The 16705-nt window shown below is 64.6% G+C and carries 12 protein-coding genes; 8 read left to right on the top strand and 4 right to left on the bottom strand.

Translation table 11 applies throughout. From position 1 onward, the window contains the following. A partial coding sequence (locus tag DK847_RS21055) for a serine-rich family protein (protein WP_425358703.1) occupies positions 1–1371 on the top strand: 1371 nt, incomplete at its 5' end. Positions 1372–2464: 1093 nt separating this feature from the next. On the opposite strand, the gene DK847_RS20120 is transcribed toward DK847_RS21055, so the two are convergent. Beyond that, a complete protein-coding gene (locus tag DK847_RS20120; protein ID WP_161957405.1) occupies positions 2465–3097 on the bottom strand; it encodes a TetR/AcrR family transcriptional regulator in 633 nt (210 codons plus the stop codon). 97 nt (positions 3098–3194) lie between these two features. After that, entirely contained in the window at positions 3195–3614 is a 420-nt protein-coding gene (gene msrB / locus DK847_RS20115) for a peptide-methionine (R)-S-oxide reductase MsrB (protein ID WP_245414685.1), read from the bottom strand. 130 nt (positions 3615–3744) lie between these two features. Here msrB and DK847_RS20110 point away from each other — a divergent pair, with 130 nt between their 5' ends. Together DK847_RS20110 and DK847_RS20105 are read left to right on the top strand one after the other, a co-directional pair. Continuing rightward, the gene (locus DK847_RS20110) at positions 3745–4623 is read left to right on the top strand and encodes a protein-methionine-sulfoxide reductase heme-binding subunit MsrQ (protein WP_111200342.1); all 879 of its coding nucleotides are present in this window, start codon (positions 3745–3747) and stop codon (positions 4621–4623) included. 106 nt (positions 4624–4729) lie between these two features. Next, positions 4730–5716, top strand: coding sequence for a sugar-binding transcriptional regulator (locus DK847_RS20105; RefSeq protein ID WP_111200341.1), 987 nt, complete (start codon positions 4730–4732; stop codon positions 5714–5716). Here DK847_RS20105 and DK847_RS20100 read toward each other — a convergent pair. Further along, entirely contained in the window at positions 5706–8123 is a 2418-nt protein-coding gene (locus DK847_RS20100; protein ID WP_111200340.1) for a GcvT family protein, read from the bottom strand. The two genes, DK847_RS20105 and DK847_RS20100, sit on opposite strands and share 11 nt — an antisense overlap. A gap of 257 nt (positions 8124–8380) precedes the next feature. On the opposite strand from DK847_RS20100, the gene DK847_RS20095 reads away from it, so the two are divergent. From DK847_RS20095 to DK847_RS20085, 3 genes are all read left to right on the top strand, one after another. Continuing rightward, entirely contained in the window at positions 8381–9073 is a 693-nt protein-coding gene (locus DK847_RS20095; protein WP_161957404.1) for a Crp/Fnr family transcriptional regulator, read from the top strand. Between the two features lie 127 nt (positions 9074–9200). Beyond that, positions 9201–9455, top strand: coding sequence for a DUF1127 domain-containing protein (locus tag DK847_RS20090; protein WP_111200338.1), 255 nt, complete (start codon positions 9201–9203; stop codon positions 9453–9455). A gap of 215 nt (positions 9456–9670) precedes the next feature. After that, entirely contained in the window at positions 9671–11950 is a 2280-nt protein-coding gene (locus DK847_RS20085; protein ID WP_146256205.1) for a SulP family inorganic anion transporter, read from the top strand. Between the two features lie 9 nt (positions 11951–11959). On the opposite strand, the gene DK847_RS20080 is transcribed toward DK847_RS20085, so the two are convergent. Next, positions 11960–12661 (bottom strand): Crp/Fnr family transcriptional regulator, encoded by a 702-nt coding sequence (locus tag DK847_RS20080; protein WP_111200336.1) that lies wholly within the window; start codon positions 12659–12661, stop codon positions 11960–11962. 213 nt (positions 12662–12874) lie between these two features. Between DK847_RS20080 and DK847_RS20075 the strand changes: the two genes are divergently transcribed. Both DK847_RS20075 and DK847_RS20070 read left to right on the top strand, forming a co-directional pair. Then, entirely contained in the window at positions 12875–14455 is a 1581-nt protein-coding gene (locus DK847_RS20075) for an arylsulfatase (protein WP_111200335.1), read from the top strand. A 92-nt stretch (positions 14456–14547) separates the two neighbouring features. Further along, entirely contained in the window at positions 14548–16683 is a 2136-nt protein-coding gene (locus DK847_RS20070) for a tetratricopeptide repeat protein (protein ID WP_161957403.1), read from the top strand. Positions 16684–16705: the final 22 nt, after the last annotated feature.

Here is a 16705-nt window from a genome sequence, read left to right as displayed (position 1 = left end):
GGTCTCGCCCTGAGCACCAGTCTCACCCTGAGCCCCGGTAGCGCCTATGGCACCGGTGTCACCCTTGGCTCCGGTCTCGCCATGGGCACCGGTCGCGCCGGTAGCTCCGACTGCACCCGTGTCGCCCTTAGCGCCAGTAGCGCCTTCGGCACCCGTGTCTCCTTTGGCTCCAGTCTCGCCCTGGGCTCCGGTCGCACCGGTAGCTCCGACAGCACCTGTGGCGCCCTTAACGCCAGTAGCGCCTTCGGCACCCGTGTCGCCCTGAGCACCAGTCTCACCTTGGGCACCCGTGTCTCCTTTGGCTCCAGTCTCACCCTGAGCTCCGGTCGCACCGGTAGCGCCGACAGCACCCGTGTCGCCCTTAGCGCCAGTAGCGCCTACGGCACCCGTGTCGCCCTTGGCTCCGGTCTCGCCCTGAGCACCAGTCTCACCCTGAGCCCCGGTAGCGCCTATGGCACCGGTGTCACCCTTGGCTCCGGTCTCACCCTGGGCACCGGTCGCACCGGTAGCTCCGACAGCACCCGTGTCGCCTTTGGCGCCAGTCTCGCCCTGAGCACCAGTCTCACCTTGGGCACCCGTGTCGCCTTTGGCTCCAGTCTCGCCCTGGGCACCGGTCGCACCGGTAGCTCCGACAGCACCCGTGTCGCCTTTGGCACCGCTCTCGCCCTGGGCACCGGTGTCACCCTTGGCTCCGGTCTCGCCCTGGGCGCCGGTCGCACCGACTGCACCGGTGGCACCAACAGCACCCGTGTCGCCCTCAGCGCCAGTCTCGCCCTGGGCCCCGGTAGCGCCTATGGCACCGGTCTCACCTTGGGCACCGGTCGCACCTATTGCACCGGTGGCGCCAACAGCACCCGTGTCGCCTTTGGCGCCAGTCTCGCCCTGGGCACCCGTCGCACCCTTGGCTCCGGTGTCACCCTTGGCTCCGGTCGCACCGGTAGTTCCGACAGCACCCGTGTCGCCCTTGGCTCCCGTCTCTCCCTTGGCGCCGGTCGCACCTACTGCACCAGTAGCACCAACAGCACCCGTGTTGCCTTTGGCTCCAGGCTCACCCTGAGCCCCGGTCGCTCCGACAGCGCCGGTCTCACCCTGAGCACCGGTCGCACCGCGGGCACCCGTTGCACCGATGGCGCCGGTCGCCCCGCGCTCGCCCGTGTCGCCCTTGGCACCTGTCGCGCCGGCGGCGCCGGTGTCACCCTTTGCGCCGGGAGCGCCCGTGGCACCGGTGAGACCGATTGCACCCGTTGCGCCCTGAGCCCCGGTCGCGCCACGCTCACCGGTATCACCCTTGGCACCTGCGGCACCTGTGGTGCCGGAAGGGCCGGTATCGCCCTTGGCACCGGTTGTGCCCGCATCACCCTTCGCGCCTGACGCTCCTGTCGCGCCAGCGGCCCCCGTGGCTCCCTTCTCACCCGTATCGCCCTTCGCACCTGTGGCACCGGTGTCACCTTTGGCCCCGGTGGCTCCGGTATCACCCTTCGCACCAGTGGAACCAGCGATGCCTGTGGCACCAGTTGCACCCCGCGCCCCGGTGTCGCCCTTCGCGCCGCTCGGCCCCTGGCTTCCGGTGGCTCCTGTGGGGCCCGTGGGGCCAGTAGGGCCGGTGGCGCCTGCGCCCGATCCGGAGCCCGCCCCGGTATCGCCAGACGACGCGGTGGCAAACAATTCCCAGTACGCTTCCGAAGCGAGACCAGGCGCGACCTGGCTCGGCACGGGCTGCTTCGCACGCCATGTCGACCCGCTGTAGAAGACGAGTTCGTCCGTGACATAGGCATTGGCGCGGTTCCACTCACCTCTCGATTTCAGGGAAATGGGCGCGCAATTGGAGATATTGACGATGACGGTGGCCTGGCCGGGAGATTCAAGGCGAACCACACAGCGTTCAGGAATATAGCCCAGGGCACCGAAGTCGAAGATGCCGCGGGCGTTGGCCTTCGCCGAAGCGATGCCGCCGTCCAGGGTGATGATCGCACCGGGATCTGACTTGCCGCGCAGGGAAAGCTTGCCGCCGCCGGCGCTGGCCTTGGTTACGGTGATTGCGGCGAGGGCGGCATCATGCCCGAAGAGGCTGAGCGCCAGCACACTCGACGCCACGAACACCGCAAAGGATTGCCCCCGAACACGCATAAACCACCTTCAACTGACCATTGCTACGTAGGAAAAACTACGTACCAGCCGTTAGTAAACGGTTGCAGGACGGTCAACTGGAGTGAGTGATATAGTAAGTTTATGCCTAACGCGGCGCCCGCACGCCTTCCGGAGACCCCGCATCCCCCTCAAGCTATTGTATGTTCTATGTTATTTCTTCCATGTGGAGATCCTCCAGCCTGTCCTCTGCACTGCCGCAGACCAAGTAGGCTGACCTAGAGTCATGCTAACTTTGCAGTGATCATGGTTAAGCGAATGATTCCGAATGGCACGCCCACTGCCAGCACTGGTTGCCGGGGACGTGCGGCCGCCCCGCCTAAGTGACGACACCCAGCGGCCCCAGCGCGGTTTCGAGGAAGCGAAAGGCGGCGGAGCGCTCGCGCCGGGTATCGCGCCGGTCAGAGAGGCACCAGCGGATCCACAAGCCATCGAGGAAGGCCAGGAATTCATAGGCAAACCCGTCCACATCCACCTCCGACTTGCGAAACCGCGCCACATCCGACACCGCGCGGGCAACCTCGCGCGCCAGTTCCTGTTCAATTCCGTCAAGTGATCGACGGGTGCGGGTGTTGAGGAGCATCTCCTCGTAGATCGGCAGCCACACCAGAAGATTGCGGCGTGAATAGTAGTCAGGATCGAAATTCTTGGAGACGATGTCCTGCAGGTTGGAAATTGCGTCGGCGAGGGTCTTGGGCTTGCGGTATTCGACGGGCCGTTCCTCGAACAGCACGGAGCGGAAGACGGACTTGAGCAGCTCTTCCACGCTGCCGAAATAATGCGACAGAAGGCTGATCGACACCTTAGCCTCGGCTGCAACGTTCTTGAGAGTGAACCCCCGCATGCCTTTCTCGCTCAGGCAGGTGCGGGCAGCCTTCAGAATGAGGCTGCGGCGATGCTCCGGCGACTCGCGCTCGGCGCGCTTGCGGGCGCTGTTCCTGGGGGCTGCCATGGTCGTTGAATTCCCGCAAATCGAATGATGCCCGCCGCATAACATGTAGCGCGCAACCACGAAAGGGAGGAGAGACGCTCAGGCGCCGCGGTGTCCATTACGAGTGGGTCGGCTCGAAGGTCAGCGCCACGCCGTTGATGCAGTAGCGCAGGTAAGTGGGTGGAGGGCCATCCTCGAAGACGTGCCCCAGATGGCTACCACAGGTCGCGCAATGGACTTCGGTGCGGACCATTCCATAGCTGCGGTCGGTGCTGGTGGCGACCGCTCCTTCGACAGGTACAGTGAAGCTCGGCCAACCGGTGCCGCTCTCGAACTTCTCCTGGGACTCGAAAAGGCTGGTTCCACAGCCGGCACACAGAAAGCGACCCGCGCGCTTCTCGCGAAGCAGAGCGCAGCTGCCGGGGCGTTCCGTGCCATGGCCGCGCATCACGGCATACTGCTCAGGCGTCAGGATGGCGCGCCACTCGGCATCCGTGCGTTGAAATGGGAAGGGCGAGGGTGTCTGTGACTGGCTCACGATGGTCTCCGTTCTCGACGTCAGGCTAGCATATCTGTCGCCACGCCGGGAATCGCCAGTGCAATTCCCGGCCATGCCGAAAGCGTGATGGGAGTTGACGCGACAGGGAGCCGCAAATCTGCAATATGACATGATGTTCCTGCTGACCGACCGGACAGGCCGTTTTTCGCCGATCAAGACAGGCTGTCTGCTGCTGCTGCTCGCCCCTGCCCTGTGGCTGCTCTGGCGGGCCGCCAGCCACGACCTTGGGCCCCGGGCCATGACCGAGGCGTTGCACGTCACCGGCCAGTGGGCGGTGCGCTTCCTCGTTGCTGCCCTGGCGCTGACGCCGTTGCAACGGCTGTTGCGGTGGAACCGCCTTGCACTGATCCGCCGGATGTTGGGTGTGGGCGCCTTCGCCTGGGCAGCGGCTCATCTGCTGCTCTACATCGCCAGCGTGAAGTTCGATATTGCCTTTGCGGTGCGCGAGATCTTCAGCCGCTATTATCTGACAATCGGATTCACCGCCTTGGCCGGGTTGGCCATTCTGGCCGCAACCTCCACGGATGCCATGGTGTCGCGCCTGGGTCTCTGGTGGAAGCGGTTGCACCGTCTTGTCTATGCGATTGCCGCATTGGCGATTCTCCACTTCTTCATGCAGTCGAAGATCGACGCCAGCGAGGCAACGCTGATGGCGGGCCTGTTCCTGACGCTGATGCTGTACCGGCTGGCCTTCCGTCTGCGGCGGCCGCTGGGCCTTGTGCTGCTCGCCGCCATTGCCGTGGCCGGTGCCGCAGCGACGGTCGTAACGGAATTTGCGTGGTACGGACTTGCCACGGGGGTGGACCCCTGGCGGGTGCTTGCTGCCAACCTGCACCCGGGCAGTGGCCTGCGCCCTGCCTTGCTGGTTCTGCTGGCAGCGCTGGGCCTCGGCATCCTCGTCGAGGCCGCCCGACGTCTGCCGCCACTGGGTGGCCGTCGCAACGGACCCGGCGGACAGGCTCGTGTACCCCTGACGGGCAACACCTGAGGGACGAACAGCGGCAGTCTCACCAGCAGGTCGCGCGGCACGGGGCTGATTTGCGGAGAACGCCTTCTCCCTGCTATGACCCGCTGGCAAGTCAGGGGAATGGCAGATGGGCGTGGAGCGCGGCGGCCAGGGCGACATCGGCGACGATCTCAAGACCAAGGTCGCGTGGCTCTATTACATGGAAGGCCTCACGCAGGACAAGATTTCCGAAACGCTTGGGCTCAGCCGCTCGCGCGTGCTGCGCATCCTCGCCAGTTCACGACAGAACGGCATGGTGCAGATCCGGGTCACCACCAAGCTCACCAAGTGCGTGGCACTGGAGCGTGCGCTGGAAACGCGATATGGCCTCGAGCGCGCCATCGTGATCCCCAATCCCCAGGACGCGGCCGCGACCAACCAGCTGATCGGCGCAGCCCTCGGCGAATACCTGAACGACAATATCCCCGATGACGCGACGATCGGTCTTGGTTGGGGCCGCACGCTCTCGGCCAGCCTGCCCGCCATCGAACACCGTGAGAAGAGTGGCGTCAGCGTGCTTTCCATGCTTGGCGGCCTGACGCGGGTGAGCGGCGCCAACCCGTCGGAATTCTCCTGGCGGCTGGCCGACCGGCTGTCGGCCGAGTGTTATCTCATGGCAGCCCCGGTCTTCGCGCCCGACGTGCGCACGCGCGAGGCCCTTCTGGCCCATCCCGGCATCGAGGAAATCTTCCGCCGCGCAAAGCGGCTGGACCTTGCGATCCTGAGCGTGGGCGATCTGTCGCCGGTCTCCACCTTCTCCGAATACGTCCTGCTGGAGCGCAACGAGTTCGCGGCTCTCCAGGGTGCCGGTGCAGTGGGTGACGTGCTCTGCCGTTTCATCGATGCCGACGGCAACATCATCGACCACGAGATCAACAGGCGCGTCATTGCGGTGGACCCGCGCGATCTCCACGGCGCCCGCAAGATCGTGCTCGCTTCGGGAGGCTGGCAGAAATATGGCGTCATCCGCGGCGCGCTGCGGCTGCTCAAGCCGCAGGTGCTGGTCACCGACGAACTGGTGGCAGAGCGCCTGGCCAGTGAAGCAAGGCCGCAGGAAATGACACCTAGAACCTGACGCGCATCGCCCTGCTCTCGGGATCATAAGGCGAGGCAGGGATGACCCGTGCCTTGCGCTCTTGGCCCACCACATGCACGGCTAGTTCTGTCCCTGCTTGCGCGGCATCGCGATCCACAAGCGCCAGGGCAAGGCTCTTCTTCACGGTGTGGCCATAGCCACCGGAGGTGACATAGCCCACGCGCTTCGATCCTTGCCACACGGGCTCATAGCCCGAGGCATCGGCATCCGTCGCCTCGATCTCCAGCGTCACCAGCAGCGTCCTGGCGCCGTCGTCACGTTCCTTCAGAGCCGGCCCACGGCCGACGAAGTCCTGCTTGTCGAAGGCGATGAAGCGGTCCATGCCGGTCATGCCCGGCGTATAGCCCTGGCGGAATTCTGCCGACCAGATGCCGAAGCTCTTCTCGAGGCGCATGGAGAGAAGCGCGTTGTAGCCATATTCGACGACGCCCAGATCGCGGCCCGCCTCCAGCAGGACCCGGCGCAAGCGCGCATGCTCGACGGCGGAGCAGTTGATCTCGTAACCCAGCTCGCCCACGACCGAAAGGCGGCCGACACGCGTGCGGTGCAGGCCCACATCGAGCTTTCTGCAGCCGAGGAAAGGCAGAGCCTTGGACGAGATGTCATCACTCGTCAGCCGGGCGAGCAGCGCATGCGAATTGGGGCCGGACAGCGAGAAGCCAGTGACGAGATCAGAGATGTCCCTGACCTCCACACCCTCAGTCCGGTGGTCATCGAACCAGCGCATGTGCCACTGCCGGAGATAATAGGAACCCATCAGCCACCAGGATCCGTCGCCCCAGTTGAAAACGGTGAGATCGCCCTTGAGCCGGCCATCATGACCCAGCATCGGCGCCAGCCTGGCGCGGCCCGGCCCCGGCAGCTTGCAGGCCAGGAGCTGGTCGAGCCAGGCTTCGGCGGCAGGCCCCGTCACCTCATAGCGCGAGAAGCCCGAGATATCGAGAACGCCAACACCCTCACGCACCCTGCGGCACTCCTCGCCCACGATGTCGAAGGCATTCGAGCGCTTGAGTGTCGGATTTTCCGCGAAGCCCTCCGGTGCGAAATAGAGCGGCACCTCGAGACCCCAGGAACACCCCCAGCGCGCACCGGCCTCCGTCATGTCCTGATAGGCGCCTGCCGTCTTGAGCGGACGGCCGGCCCACAATTGTTCATTGGGATAGGACATCACGAAGCGGCGAGAATAGAATTGTCCCGTGGTCTGGCGGATGAACTCGCGATTCTCGGCGAAGGCCCCGTAGCGCGCTATGTCCATGCCATAGATGTCGGCCTGCGGTTCTCCCTGCACCATCCATTCGGCCAGCGACTTGCCGACGCCACCACCTTGCAGGAAGCCCGCCATGACGCCGCAGGCGGTCCAGTAATTCCTCAATCCACGGACCGGCCCGACCAGCGGATTTCCATCCGGCGAGAAGGTGAAGGCGCCATTGACCCAACGCTTGATGCCGGTGTGGTTCATTACCGGATAGCGCTTGTAGACGAAGGCAAGCTCGTCCGAAATGCGGTCGATGTCTTCCTGGATCAGATCGAAGCCATAGTCCCAGGGTGCCCCATCCATGTTCCAGTGCTTGTAGTTCTGCTCATAGATGCCGACGAGCAGGCCCTTGCCCTCCTGCCGCACATAGGTGAAGCCTTCGAGATCGATCATCATCGGGATCTCGCGGTCCATCGCCTGGATCTCGGGGATCGACTCGGTGATGAAATAGTGATGTTCCATCGGCGTCAGCGGCAGTTCGATACCCGCCATGCGGCCGACCTGCTTGGCCCAGAGGCCACCGGCATTCACCACATGCTCGGCGGTGATGGTGCCCTTTTCGGTCACGATGGACCAGCTGCCATCGGGCCTCGGGTGGAGTTCCAGCACACGGTTATGCTCGACCACGGTGGCGCCGCGCAGGCGCGCGGCCTTGGCGTAGGCATGCACCACCCCAGATGGATCGATATAGCCTTCACGCTCGGCGTAAAGCGCGCCGAGCACATCACCGGTGTCGAACAGCGGGCAGGCCTCGCGCACCTCCTCGGCCGTTGCGAGCCGCACGTCCTCGATGCCCATGGTCTGGAACACGCGGTAGGAGGCCTGCAGCCACTCCCAGCGTTCCGGCGCAGAGGCGACCGAATAGCCACCCGTCATGTGCATGCCGACGCTTTGCCCGGACTCCTTCTCGATCTCGGACAGGAGGTCGATAGTATAGGCCTGCAGGGCGGCGATATTGGGATCGGCATTCAGTGCGTGGAAGCCTCCCGCCGCATGCCAGCTCGAACCCGCCGTCAGCACCGACCGCTCGAGCAGCACCGCGTCGGCCCAGCCGAGCTTGGCGAGGTGATAGAGAACCGACGCCCCCACCACGCCGCCCCCGATGACGGCCACCCTGTAGTGCGATTTCATGCAACATCTCCGGTGCGAAACGATAGCTTGCAAAAGGGTAGACCTTGCCTCCCTGCCCTGTCCAGCGAGCTAAGTTCAGGCCTTGACTTGAGATTGCGGCAATCCTGAGCGCCGAACCGGTACCCGGCCGGCCAGGCTCACCCCTCCTGAAGAGGCAACGCAAGTGAGTTGCGAAGCAAACAGTTTATGATCGTTTTAGATGAAATTGCGATGTAGGTTATCTTCGACTCCGCCATGTGACTTGCAGAGGAACCTGCTTGGCCAAGCTGACAGCCGATGAACTTCATCGCTTTCCCTTGTTCGGGGAACTTGATGCACATTGCCTTGCGGCGCTTTCGGCAGCCTGCTCGGTTCGTGAGTATGGAGCGGGCGAGCTGGTGCTCGGCCACAACGACACGAGTTACGACGTGTTCTTCCTGGTTTCCGGCAGGCTGCAGGTGAACCTTTATTCCGCCGATGGCCAGCGGGTCGGCTTTCACGAAATGAGCGGCGGCGGCATGTTCGGCGAAATCTCCGCCGTCGACGGCCTGCCCCGCTCTGTCAGTGTGGAGGCAGCCGTTCGCTGCCGCGTCGCCTTGCTGCCGCGTCAACGCTTCATCGACCTCATCCGCGACCATCCGGGGTTTGCCATGGCCGTGACCCGGCAGCTCGCTTCCCATGTGAGACGCCTGACGACGCGGGTTTTCGAGTTCAGCACGATGGCCGTGCGCCAGCGGCTCCGGGCGGAACTGTTGCGACTGGCACGTTCCGAGGCGGGGGACAGTGCAGTGATCGACCCCGTACCCACCCATGCGGAACTGGCCAGCCGGATCAGCACGCATCGGGAGGCGGTGTCACGCGAGATGGCCTGGCTGGACAGTCATGGACTGGTGGTGAAGAAGGGAAGGAGCCTCGCCATCCCTAGCGTGACGCGCATCCGCAGCCTGATCGAGGAAAGCTGGAACGACTGAGGCTCCGCTCCCGAACTTCCTTCTGACCTGTGGGATTTCGCACAGCGTACGGCGCCTCGTGCCCCTAGCCTGAGGTCATGTTCCACGGGAACTCACCCGCTGAACACCCAAGAAGGAGCACTCGACCATGCACGCAATTCCGTTGATCCAGTCTTCATCCCGTTCCGCCGGCCTGTCGCATCCCTTCGCGGTGCTGGCCATGAGCTTCCGCGCCTGGAAGCAGCGCCGCAGGCGGCAGGCTGACCTTGCGATGCTGATGAGCATGGAACCCCATATGTTGAAGGATATCGGTGTCACCCTCGTGGAGCGCCATGGCGCCTCCGGGATGCTGCAGTGGCACCCTGCGGTGTTGGCGAGCACCTTCACCACGGACGAACGCTGAGAATTCATGTCGTTGCCAGGCCTCCACCTGCATGACCTGCTGGGGGCTGCACGGTCCGCTCGACATGGCTCTGAACCCCTGCAATCCACGGCACCCGGAGCTTGGGCCGCGGTGTCCGAGGTGGGGGCAGGCGATGGCGGGCGCAGCGCCCACGGCACAGCTCCCGCCGGGGCGCAGGCGTCCGCCATCGCAATTTCCTCGCTGAATTCCGCACATTGGACGCGCCTGCGGGAATTACCTATCCTGCGCCAAACATGGGGCTTGGGATGGGGGCAGACATGGGGGCTAATCCTGCGCCGAGTGGCGAGGCCGGGGGCATCGGCGTCAACCCGGGTCAATCCGAAGGAGTAGTGCCCGTCGTCGTTGCCGGCATCGTGGCCGGACTCGACGGAATTGGATTTGCGGTGGCGGTTGCATCGCTTCTCTTCACAGGCGCACTCGCAGGCGGGCTGTCGATGGGCGCCGGCGCTGCCCTGCTCTGCACCATCATCATGTCGGCTCTGGCCGGCTGGCGCAGCAGCCTTCCTGTGACCGTATCGCACGTCCAGGACATGGGCGTTGCGGTTCTCTCGGTCACGCTGGGTGCCACGGTGGCCACCCTTGCCGCACCGCCCGACATCAGGATCGCAACCGCCTTTACGATCATCGCCCTTTCGACACTGGCTGCCGGCCTGCTGATGTGGCTGACCGGACGGTTCCGCGCCGGCCTGGTGGTCAAGTTCTTCCCTCTCGAGGTGCTGGCCGGTTTCATGGCCGGAACGGGATGGCTGCTGCTCACCGGCGGCCTTGCCATGACGGCCGGGCTGGAGCCGGGCTCGGCGCTGCTTCTGGGCCTCACCGATCCCGCCGTGTTGAAACTGGCCCTTCCGGCGCTCGGATTTGGAGTGTTGCTCTATCTCTGCATGGCACGATTCAGCCACCCGCTGATGCTGCTCGGCCTGCTGCTCGGTGCCGTTGCGCTGTTCTATCTCTGGCTTCTCGCCAATGGCCGCAGCGTGGCGGAGGCGGCAGCTGCGGGATATCTGCCGCAGATCGACAGCGGAGCATCGCTCGCCCTGCCCTTTCCGGGCATGCTCTGGCAGACCGACTGGGGCACCGTGGCAGGTGCCCTGCCGGGGATCCTGACGGCAGCGGTACTCTGCCTCTTCGCAGCCTTGATGAACACAAGCGCACTCGACATGGCGGCGGGTGGAGAGGTGGACATCGACCGCGAGATGCGGCTGACGGGGGGCAGCAATCTGCTTGTGGCCTGTGCCGGCGGTCCGCCCGGTTACCCGGGCCTGGCGATTTCGGTGCTGGCGCAAAAGCTGGGGGTGAGGCGGCGGGGGCTGGGCCTCGTCACTGCGCTGGTGGTGCTTGGCGGCTTCCTGTTCTCGCGCGAGATCGTGGCGCACGTGCCGCTGTTCGTGAACGCCGGTCTCATCATTTATTTCGGACTCGACCTGCTGCACGACTGGCTGGTCAGCACCTATCGCCGCTTCAGCCTGCGAGAGTGGAGCGTCGTTGTTCTGATCGTGTTGGTCGTGGCGTTTTCAGGGTTCCTGCAGGCGATCGGGGCCGGTTTTCTCGTTGCCACGGTGCTGTTCGCCTGGAGCTATGCGCATGTGCCGGTTATCCGCAACACGGCGACACTGGCCACGCTTCCCAGCAGCATCGAGCGTTCACCGGAGGACATGGCCTTCATCGCGGCGCGGGGTGCCGCAATCAAGATCATCCAGCTGCAGGGCTTCCTGTTCTTCGGTACGGCAGAGCGGCTGATGGCGCCGCTGCGCGAGGCGATGGCACAGCGTGGCAGCGGTACGGATGCCGTGGTTCTGGACCTGAGCCATGTGACCAGTCTGGATTCCGCCTCGGCGGCCGCACTCATGCGCCTCGTGGCCGCAGCCGGCCGGGCACGCCTCGACCTGCTGCTGTGCGGCATTCAGCCGTCGGTGCAGCAGACACTGGAGCGCGCGGGCATGGAGCACCGGATGATCCGGCACTTCAACTCACTTGACCAGGCGCTGGAGCATGTAGAACGCAAGATCCTTGCAGAGCGTGCCCATCGCGATGAAGCCGCTTCGCAGCTGTTTTTGCGCCATGGAGCAGCCATCGGCGAGGAGGCCTTCGCGCGCCTGCTCGTGCGGTTCACCCCCGAAGACATCCGCGCAGGCGACCCGATCCTGCGCGCCGGCGAGTGGGCGGACCGTCTGTATTTCCTCGAACGTGGCCGCGCCGTGGTCATGCTGCCACGCCAGGATGGCGGCCGTCGTCGGTTGCGCACCATGGAGGCGGGTGCATTGCTGGGCGACGTGGCCTTTGCACTGGACCTGCCGCGCACGGCCGACGTCATGGCGGAGGATGACTGCCGGGTATTGTCAATCACCGCTGCGGAGATCCGGGCGATGGAGCGGGACGATCCCGTGCTCGGCGTCGCATTGCAGCGCATCATCAGCCGGGCGCTGGCAGAGAAGGTCATCGCCGCCAACCGCCTGACCGATCACATGCGCAGTTGAGAGCGATGACTAGGCTGTGCTGGCCTCCTCGACGATTGCCGCAAGGCGCGGCATGTCGAGGATCCGGACCTCGCGATAGCCCAGTTCGCAAATTCCATGTTGCACGAGCTCACCCAGCAGGTGGAAAACGGTGGAACGCGACATGTTGCTGGCGGCGGCCAGTTCCTCCTGCGTCAACGGAATGCTGACAGGACCGGAGGGAAGAAAGTTGAGGAGACGCCCTCCGAAGGTGAGCAGCCGTGAGCACAGCCTGATTCGAGGGTCGACGATCATCAGGTCGACGGCGTGAAGCAGGTATTCCTCGACGTTCCACGCCATGAGGTTGAAGAGGACCCAGTTCAACGATGGGTCTGCCTGGAGAAGGTCGATGATGGCCTGCTGCGACAGGGCGAGAAGTTCGGTCGGGCGGCGGGCATAGACCGACATGATGCGGGGCCGCTTGCCCAGAGCCGCCGGTTCCCCGAACCAGCGACCGGCGAACATCACATGGGCGTGGAGCATGCCCTGCACCGGATGCGGCACGGTGATGACGGCGCAACCCGAGACCAGGCAATAGATTTCGCTGGCGGAATCCTCGATATCGAAGAGCGTGCGGTTTTTCGGGAGCGTCACAAGGCGCATGCGCGAACAGAGCTGGTCCTGCACGCGCCGGTCATGCTGCGACAGCCAGCGGCTGTTGCGGGCGATGGCGACAGCTTCTTCCAATTGCATTTAATTTCAAGCCCGCTGCAAGATATCACAACCTTACACAATTGATCCTCCGACACTCTGTTTATGTCAACCTCCGGCTGGTGCCGGACAGCGGCGGCAGGTGGTGGCGGAAACCGTGGGCTCTCCCGACAACCGATGGGAAGCTGTGATTCCGCGCCGCGGCAGGGCGCTATGCCTCGCGCTGCCCATTGCAGATCAACGGAGGGACATTCCATGCCGAAGACGACCCGAACACAGCCTGGCCTTGTCAGGCGAATATCGCTTGCTGCCGCGGCGCTTCTGGCGCTGGGCATGGCAGCTGCTGCCCCCGCTGAGGCAGCTGACAAGCCAAACATTCTCGTCATCTGGGGAGATGACATCGGCGGCTTCAACATCAGTGCCTATAACCGGGGCATGATGGGCTATCGGACGCCGAACATCGACTCCATCGCCGAACAGGGCGCGCTGTTCACCGACTGGTATGGCCAGCAGAGCTGCACCGCCGGACGGGCGGCCTTCATCACCGGCCAGTCGCCGATCCGCACGGGCCTGACCAAGGTGGGCCTGCCCGGCACGCCCGAAGGCATGAAGATCGAGGACCCGACGATCGCCACCCTGCTCAGGGAACAGGGGTACGTTACGGGCCAGTTCGGCAAGAACCACCTGGGCGACCGCGACGACATGCTGCCCACCAACCATGGCTTCGATGAGTTCTTCGGCAACCTCTACCACCTCAACGCCGAGGAGGAACCCGAGAACCCCGACTATCCCAAGGATCCGGCATTCAAGAAGATGTTCGGCCCCCGCGGAGTGATCCACTCCTTCGCCATGCCGGACGGCACCCAGAAGATCGAAGACACGGGGCCCCTGACGCGCAAGCGCATGGAGACCGTGGATGATGAAGTGACGACCGCGGCGCTGGGCTTCATCGACAAGGCCGTGCAGCAGAAGAAGCCCTTCTTCGTGTGGTGGAACTCCACCCGCATGCACATCTTCACCCATCTCAAGGCGGACTCGGAGGGCAAGACGGGCCTCGGCATCTATGCCGATGGCATGGTGGAGCATGATGGCCACGTGGGGCAGTTGCTCGCCAAGCTGAAGGACCTCGGCATCGAGGACAACACCATCGTCATGTATTCGACCGACAATGGCGCGGAGACCTTCACCTGGCCGGACGGCGGGACCACCATGTTCCGCGGCGAAAAGAACACCAACTGGGAAGGCGGCTACCGCGTGCCGACCGTCATCCGCTGGCCCGGAGTCATCAAGCCTGGAACGGTCATCAACGACATCGCCTCGCATGAGGATATGCTCACCACCTTCGTGGCCGCTGCAGGCAACCCGAATGCCAAGGAGGAACTCCTCAAGGGCAAGAAGATCGGTGGGCGTGACTACAAGGTGCACATCGACGGCTATGACCTTGGTCCTGCCCTGAAGGGCGAAGCCGAGTGGCCGCACAAGGAATTCATCTACTGGACCGATGATGGCAGCGTCGCCGCCATCCGCTATGGCAACTGGAAGGTCACCTTCCTGAAGCAGGACGCGGAAGGCCTTCGGGTGTGGCAGGAGCCCTTCACCGTGCTGCGGGCCCCGCTGATCACCAACCTGCGCATGGACCCCTTCGAGCGCGCCGAAGAGGAAAACGCCATGGGCTATCAGCGCTGGTACATGGAGCGCATGTTCATGATCGCGCCGGCCGGGGCCTATGTCGCCAAATGGCTGCAGAGCTTCAAGGAATTTCCGCCGCGCCAGAAGCCGGGTTCCTTCAACCTCGACCGCGTGATGGAAGCCGTCACCAGCGTTCAGGGCGGCTAAACCATTAATCGACCCGAGGCGGCACCGGAGTGGCTTGACACAGCCCTCCGGTGCCTTTCTTTTGCGGCGACCCGATGGGAATGGACCGGCAAATGCTGATGCTTCGTTTGCGACTGATTGTGGCGGCATTGCTGTGCGTCCTCGCCATCCCGGTGGCATGGGCCGGCGAGGCAGGCTCAGCTGGCTTCATCGGCAGCGCCGCCTGTGCCGATTGCCACGCCAGCGAAGCCACGGCCTGGGCGCGTTCCGACCATGCCTGGGCGCTGAAGCTGCCCGATGCCCAAAGCGTGCTGGGCGATTTCGATGCTACCTCGATCACCCACAACGGTGTCGTCACGCGCTTCACCACCAGGGATGGGAAGTATTACGTCGAGACCGAAGGCGCCGATGGGAAGGCTGCGGTGTTCGAGGTACGCTATACGGTCGGCCACAGGCCGCTGCAGCAGTATCTGGTCGAAACAGACAAGGGCCGGCTGCAGGTACTGGACCTCGCATGGGATGTGAATGCAAAGACATGGTTTCACCTCTATCCCGACCAGCATGCGCCGCCGGGTGACGGTCTGCATTGGACCGGCAGTTACAAGAACTGGCAGGCGCGCTGCGCCACCTGCCATCAGACGGGCTTCGACAAGGGCTTCGACTTTCCCGCCCGCACCTACAAGAGCCATTGGGCTGAACTCACGGTTGGCTGCGAGGCCTGCCACGGCCCAGGCGAGGCCCATGCAGGCTGGGTGAAATCTCAGGCGGGCCAAGACCCCTACAAGAAGCTCGTCCTCGGCCCCGGCCACCAGGCGGCGGAACTTGACGTGTGTGGCCCCTGCCATGCGCGCCGCGAGGCATTTTCCCAGGTGCAGCCGCCAGCTGGATCGGCATTCGACGACCACTATGCGCTGGCCATGCTGACGCCCGACCTCTACTTTCCGGATGGCCAGCAGCGGGACGAAGTGTTCATTCTCGGGTCCTTCCTGCAGTCCAAGATGAAGGCAAAGGGCGTCACATGCTCCAACTGCCATGAGCCGCATGGCGGCGGCCTGGTGGCCGAGGGCAATGCCGTGTGCACACAATGCCACAGCCCGGCCGGAAATGACGCGTTCCCGAGCCTGCGCAAGGCGGAGTTCGATTCCCCCGAGCACCATCACCACAAGGCTGGCAGCACCGCCGCCCAATGCGTGACCTGCCACATGCCCGAGCGCAGCTACATGCTGGTCGACCCACGCCGCGATCACTTCTTCCGGCGACCCGACCCGCTGAAATCGAAGGCATCAGGTGCACCCGATGTCTGCACCGGCTGCCATTCCGGCAAGACGGCGGACTGGGCGGCGGAGCAGATCCTCGCATGGAAACCTGCCGGTGACAGGGACTGGCAGGACCGATCCGCCTTCGCGGCCTTCACCAATGGTGACCGATCGGCGAAAGCCATTGCCGATCTCACGAGCTACATCCTTGACACGCAGCGGCCGGCGATCGCGCGCGCCACGGCGCTGACGGCACTGGGTTCGGCCGGTTCGCTGACGGTTTCGGATGCAGAACGGGTTCTGCAGGACAAGGATCCCATGGTGCGCGCTGCCGCCACCGGCGCACTGCGCCAGATTGCAGTGCAGGACCGCATCGCGCTGCTGATGCCGTTGCTCAACGACCCGTCGCGCGGTGTGCGCCAGCAGGCGGCCGTGGAGATCGCGGGAGCCGGCGTCGCCATGCTGCCTGCCAGCGATGATGCCGCCTACCGCAAGGGGTTGCGGGAGTTCATCGAGGCGCGCATGGCCAATGCCGACACGCCGGAATCCCACGTGGCGCTGGGAGGCCTCGCCCTGAGCCGCCGCCAGTGGGACGAGGCCCAGCAGGCTTTCACCACCGCAACCGGGATCGACCCCCAGATGACCTCCGCCTGGCTGGTGCTGGCGCAGCTCGCCGAGGCGCGCGGCAACGTGAAGGGTGCGGAGGAGGCGCTGACATCGGGACTTGCGGCAAGCCCAAGCAACGTGGACATGCTTCTGGCCCGCGGCGACCTCGATGCGCGCCGGCAGCAGTTCGATGCGGCGCTGGGGTGGTATCGGCGTGCCCAGGCGGCAGACCCCGGACGGCCGGACGTGTGGGTCGCTTCCGCCATCGGCTTTGCGCTGAAGGGTGATCGCGTAGCAGCTGCCACTGCCGCGCAGCGCGCGCGTGACCTGGCACCCGGCACGGCATTGCCGCCGGAACTCGAACAGTTCCTCGCCAGCCCGCAATGACTTGATTTCGGCTGTCAGGGCA

This window comes from Aestuariivirga litoralis, from assembly GCF_003234965.1.
Classification (GTDB): Bacteria; Pseudomonadota; Alphaproteobacteria; order Rhizobiales; family Aestuariivirgaceae; genus Aestuariivirga; species Aestuariivirga litoralis.
This window is presented reverse-complemented; position numbering and strand designations above follow the sequence as displayed.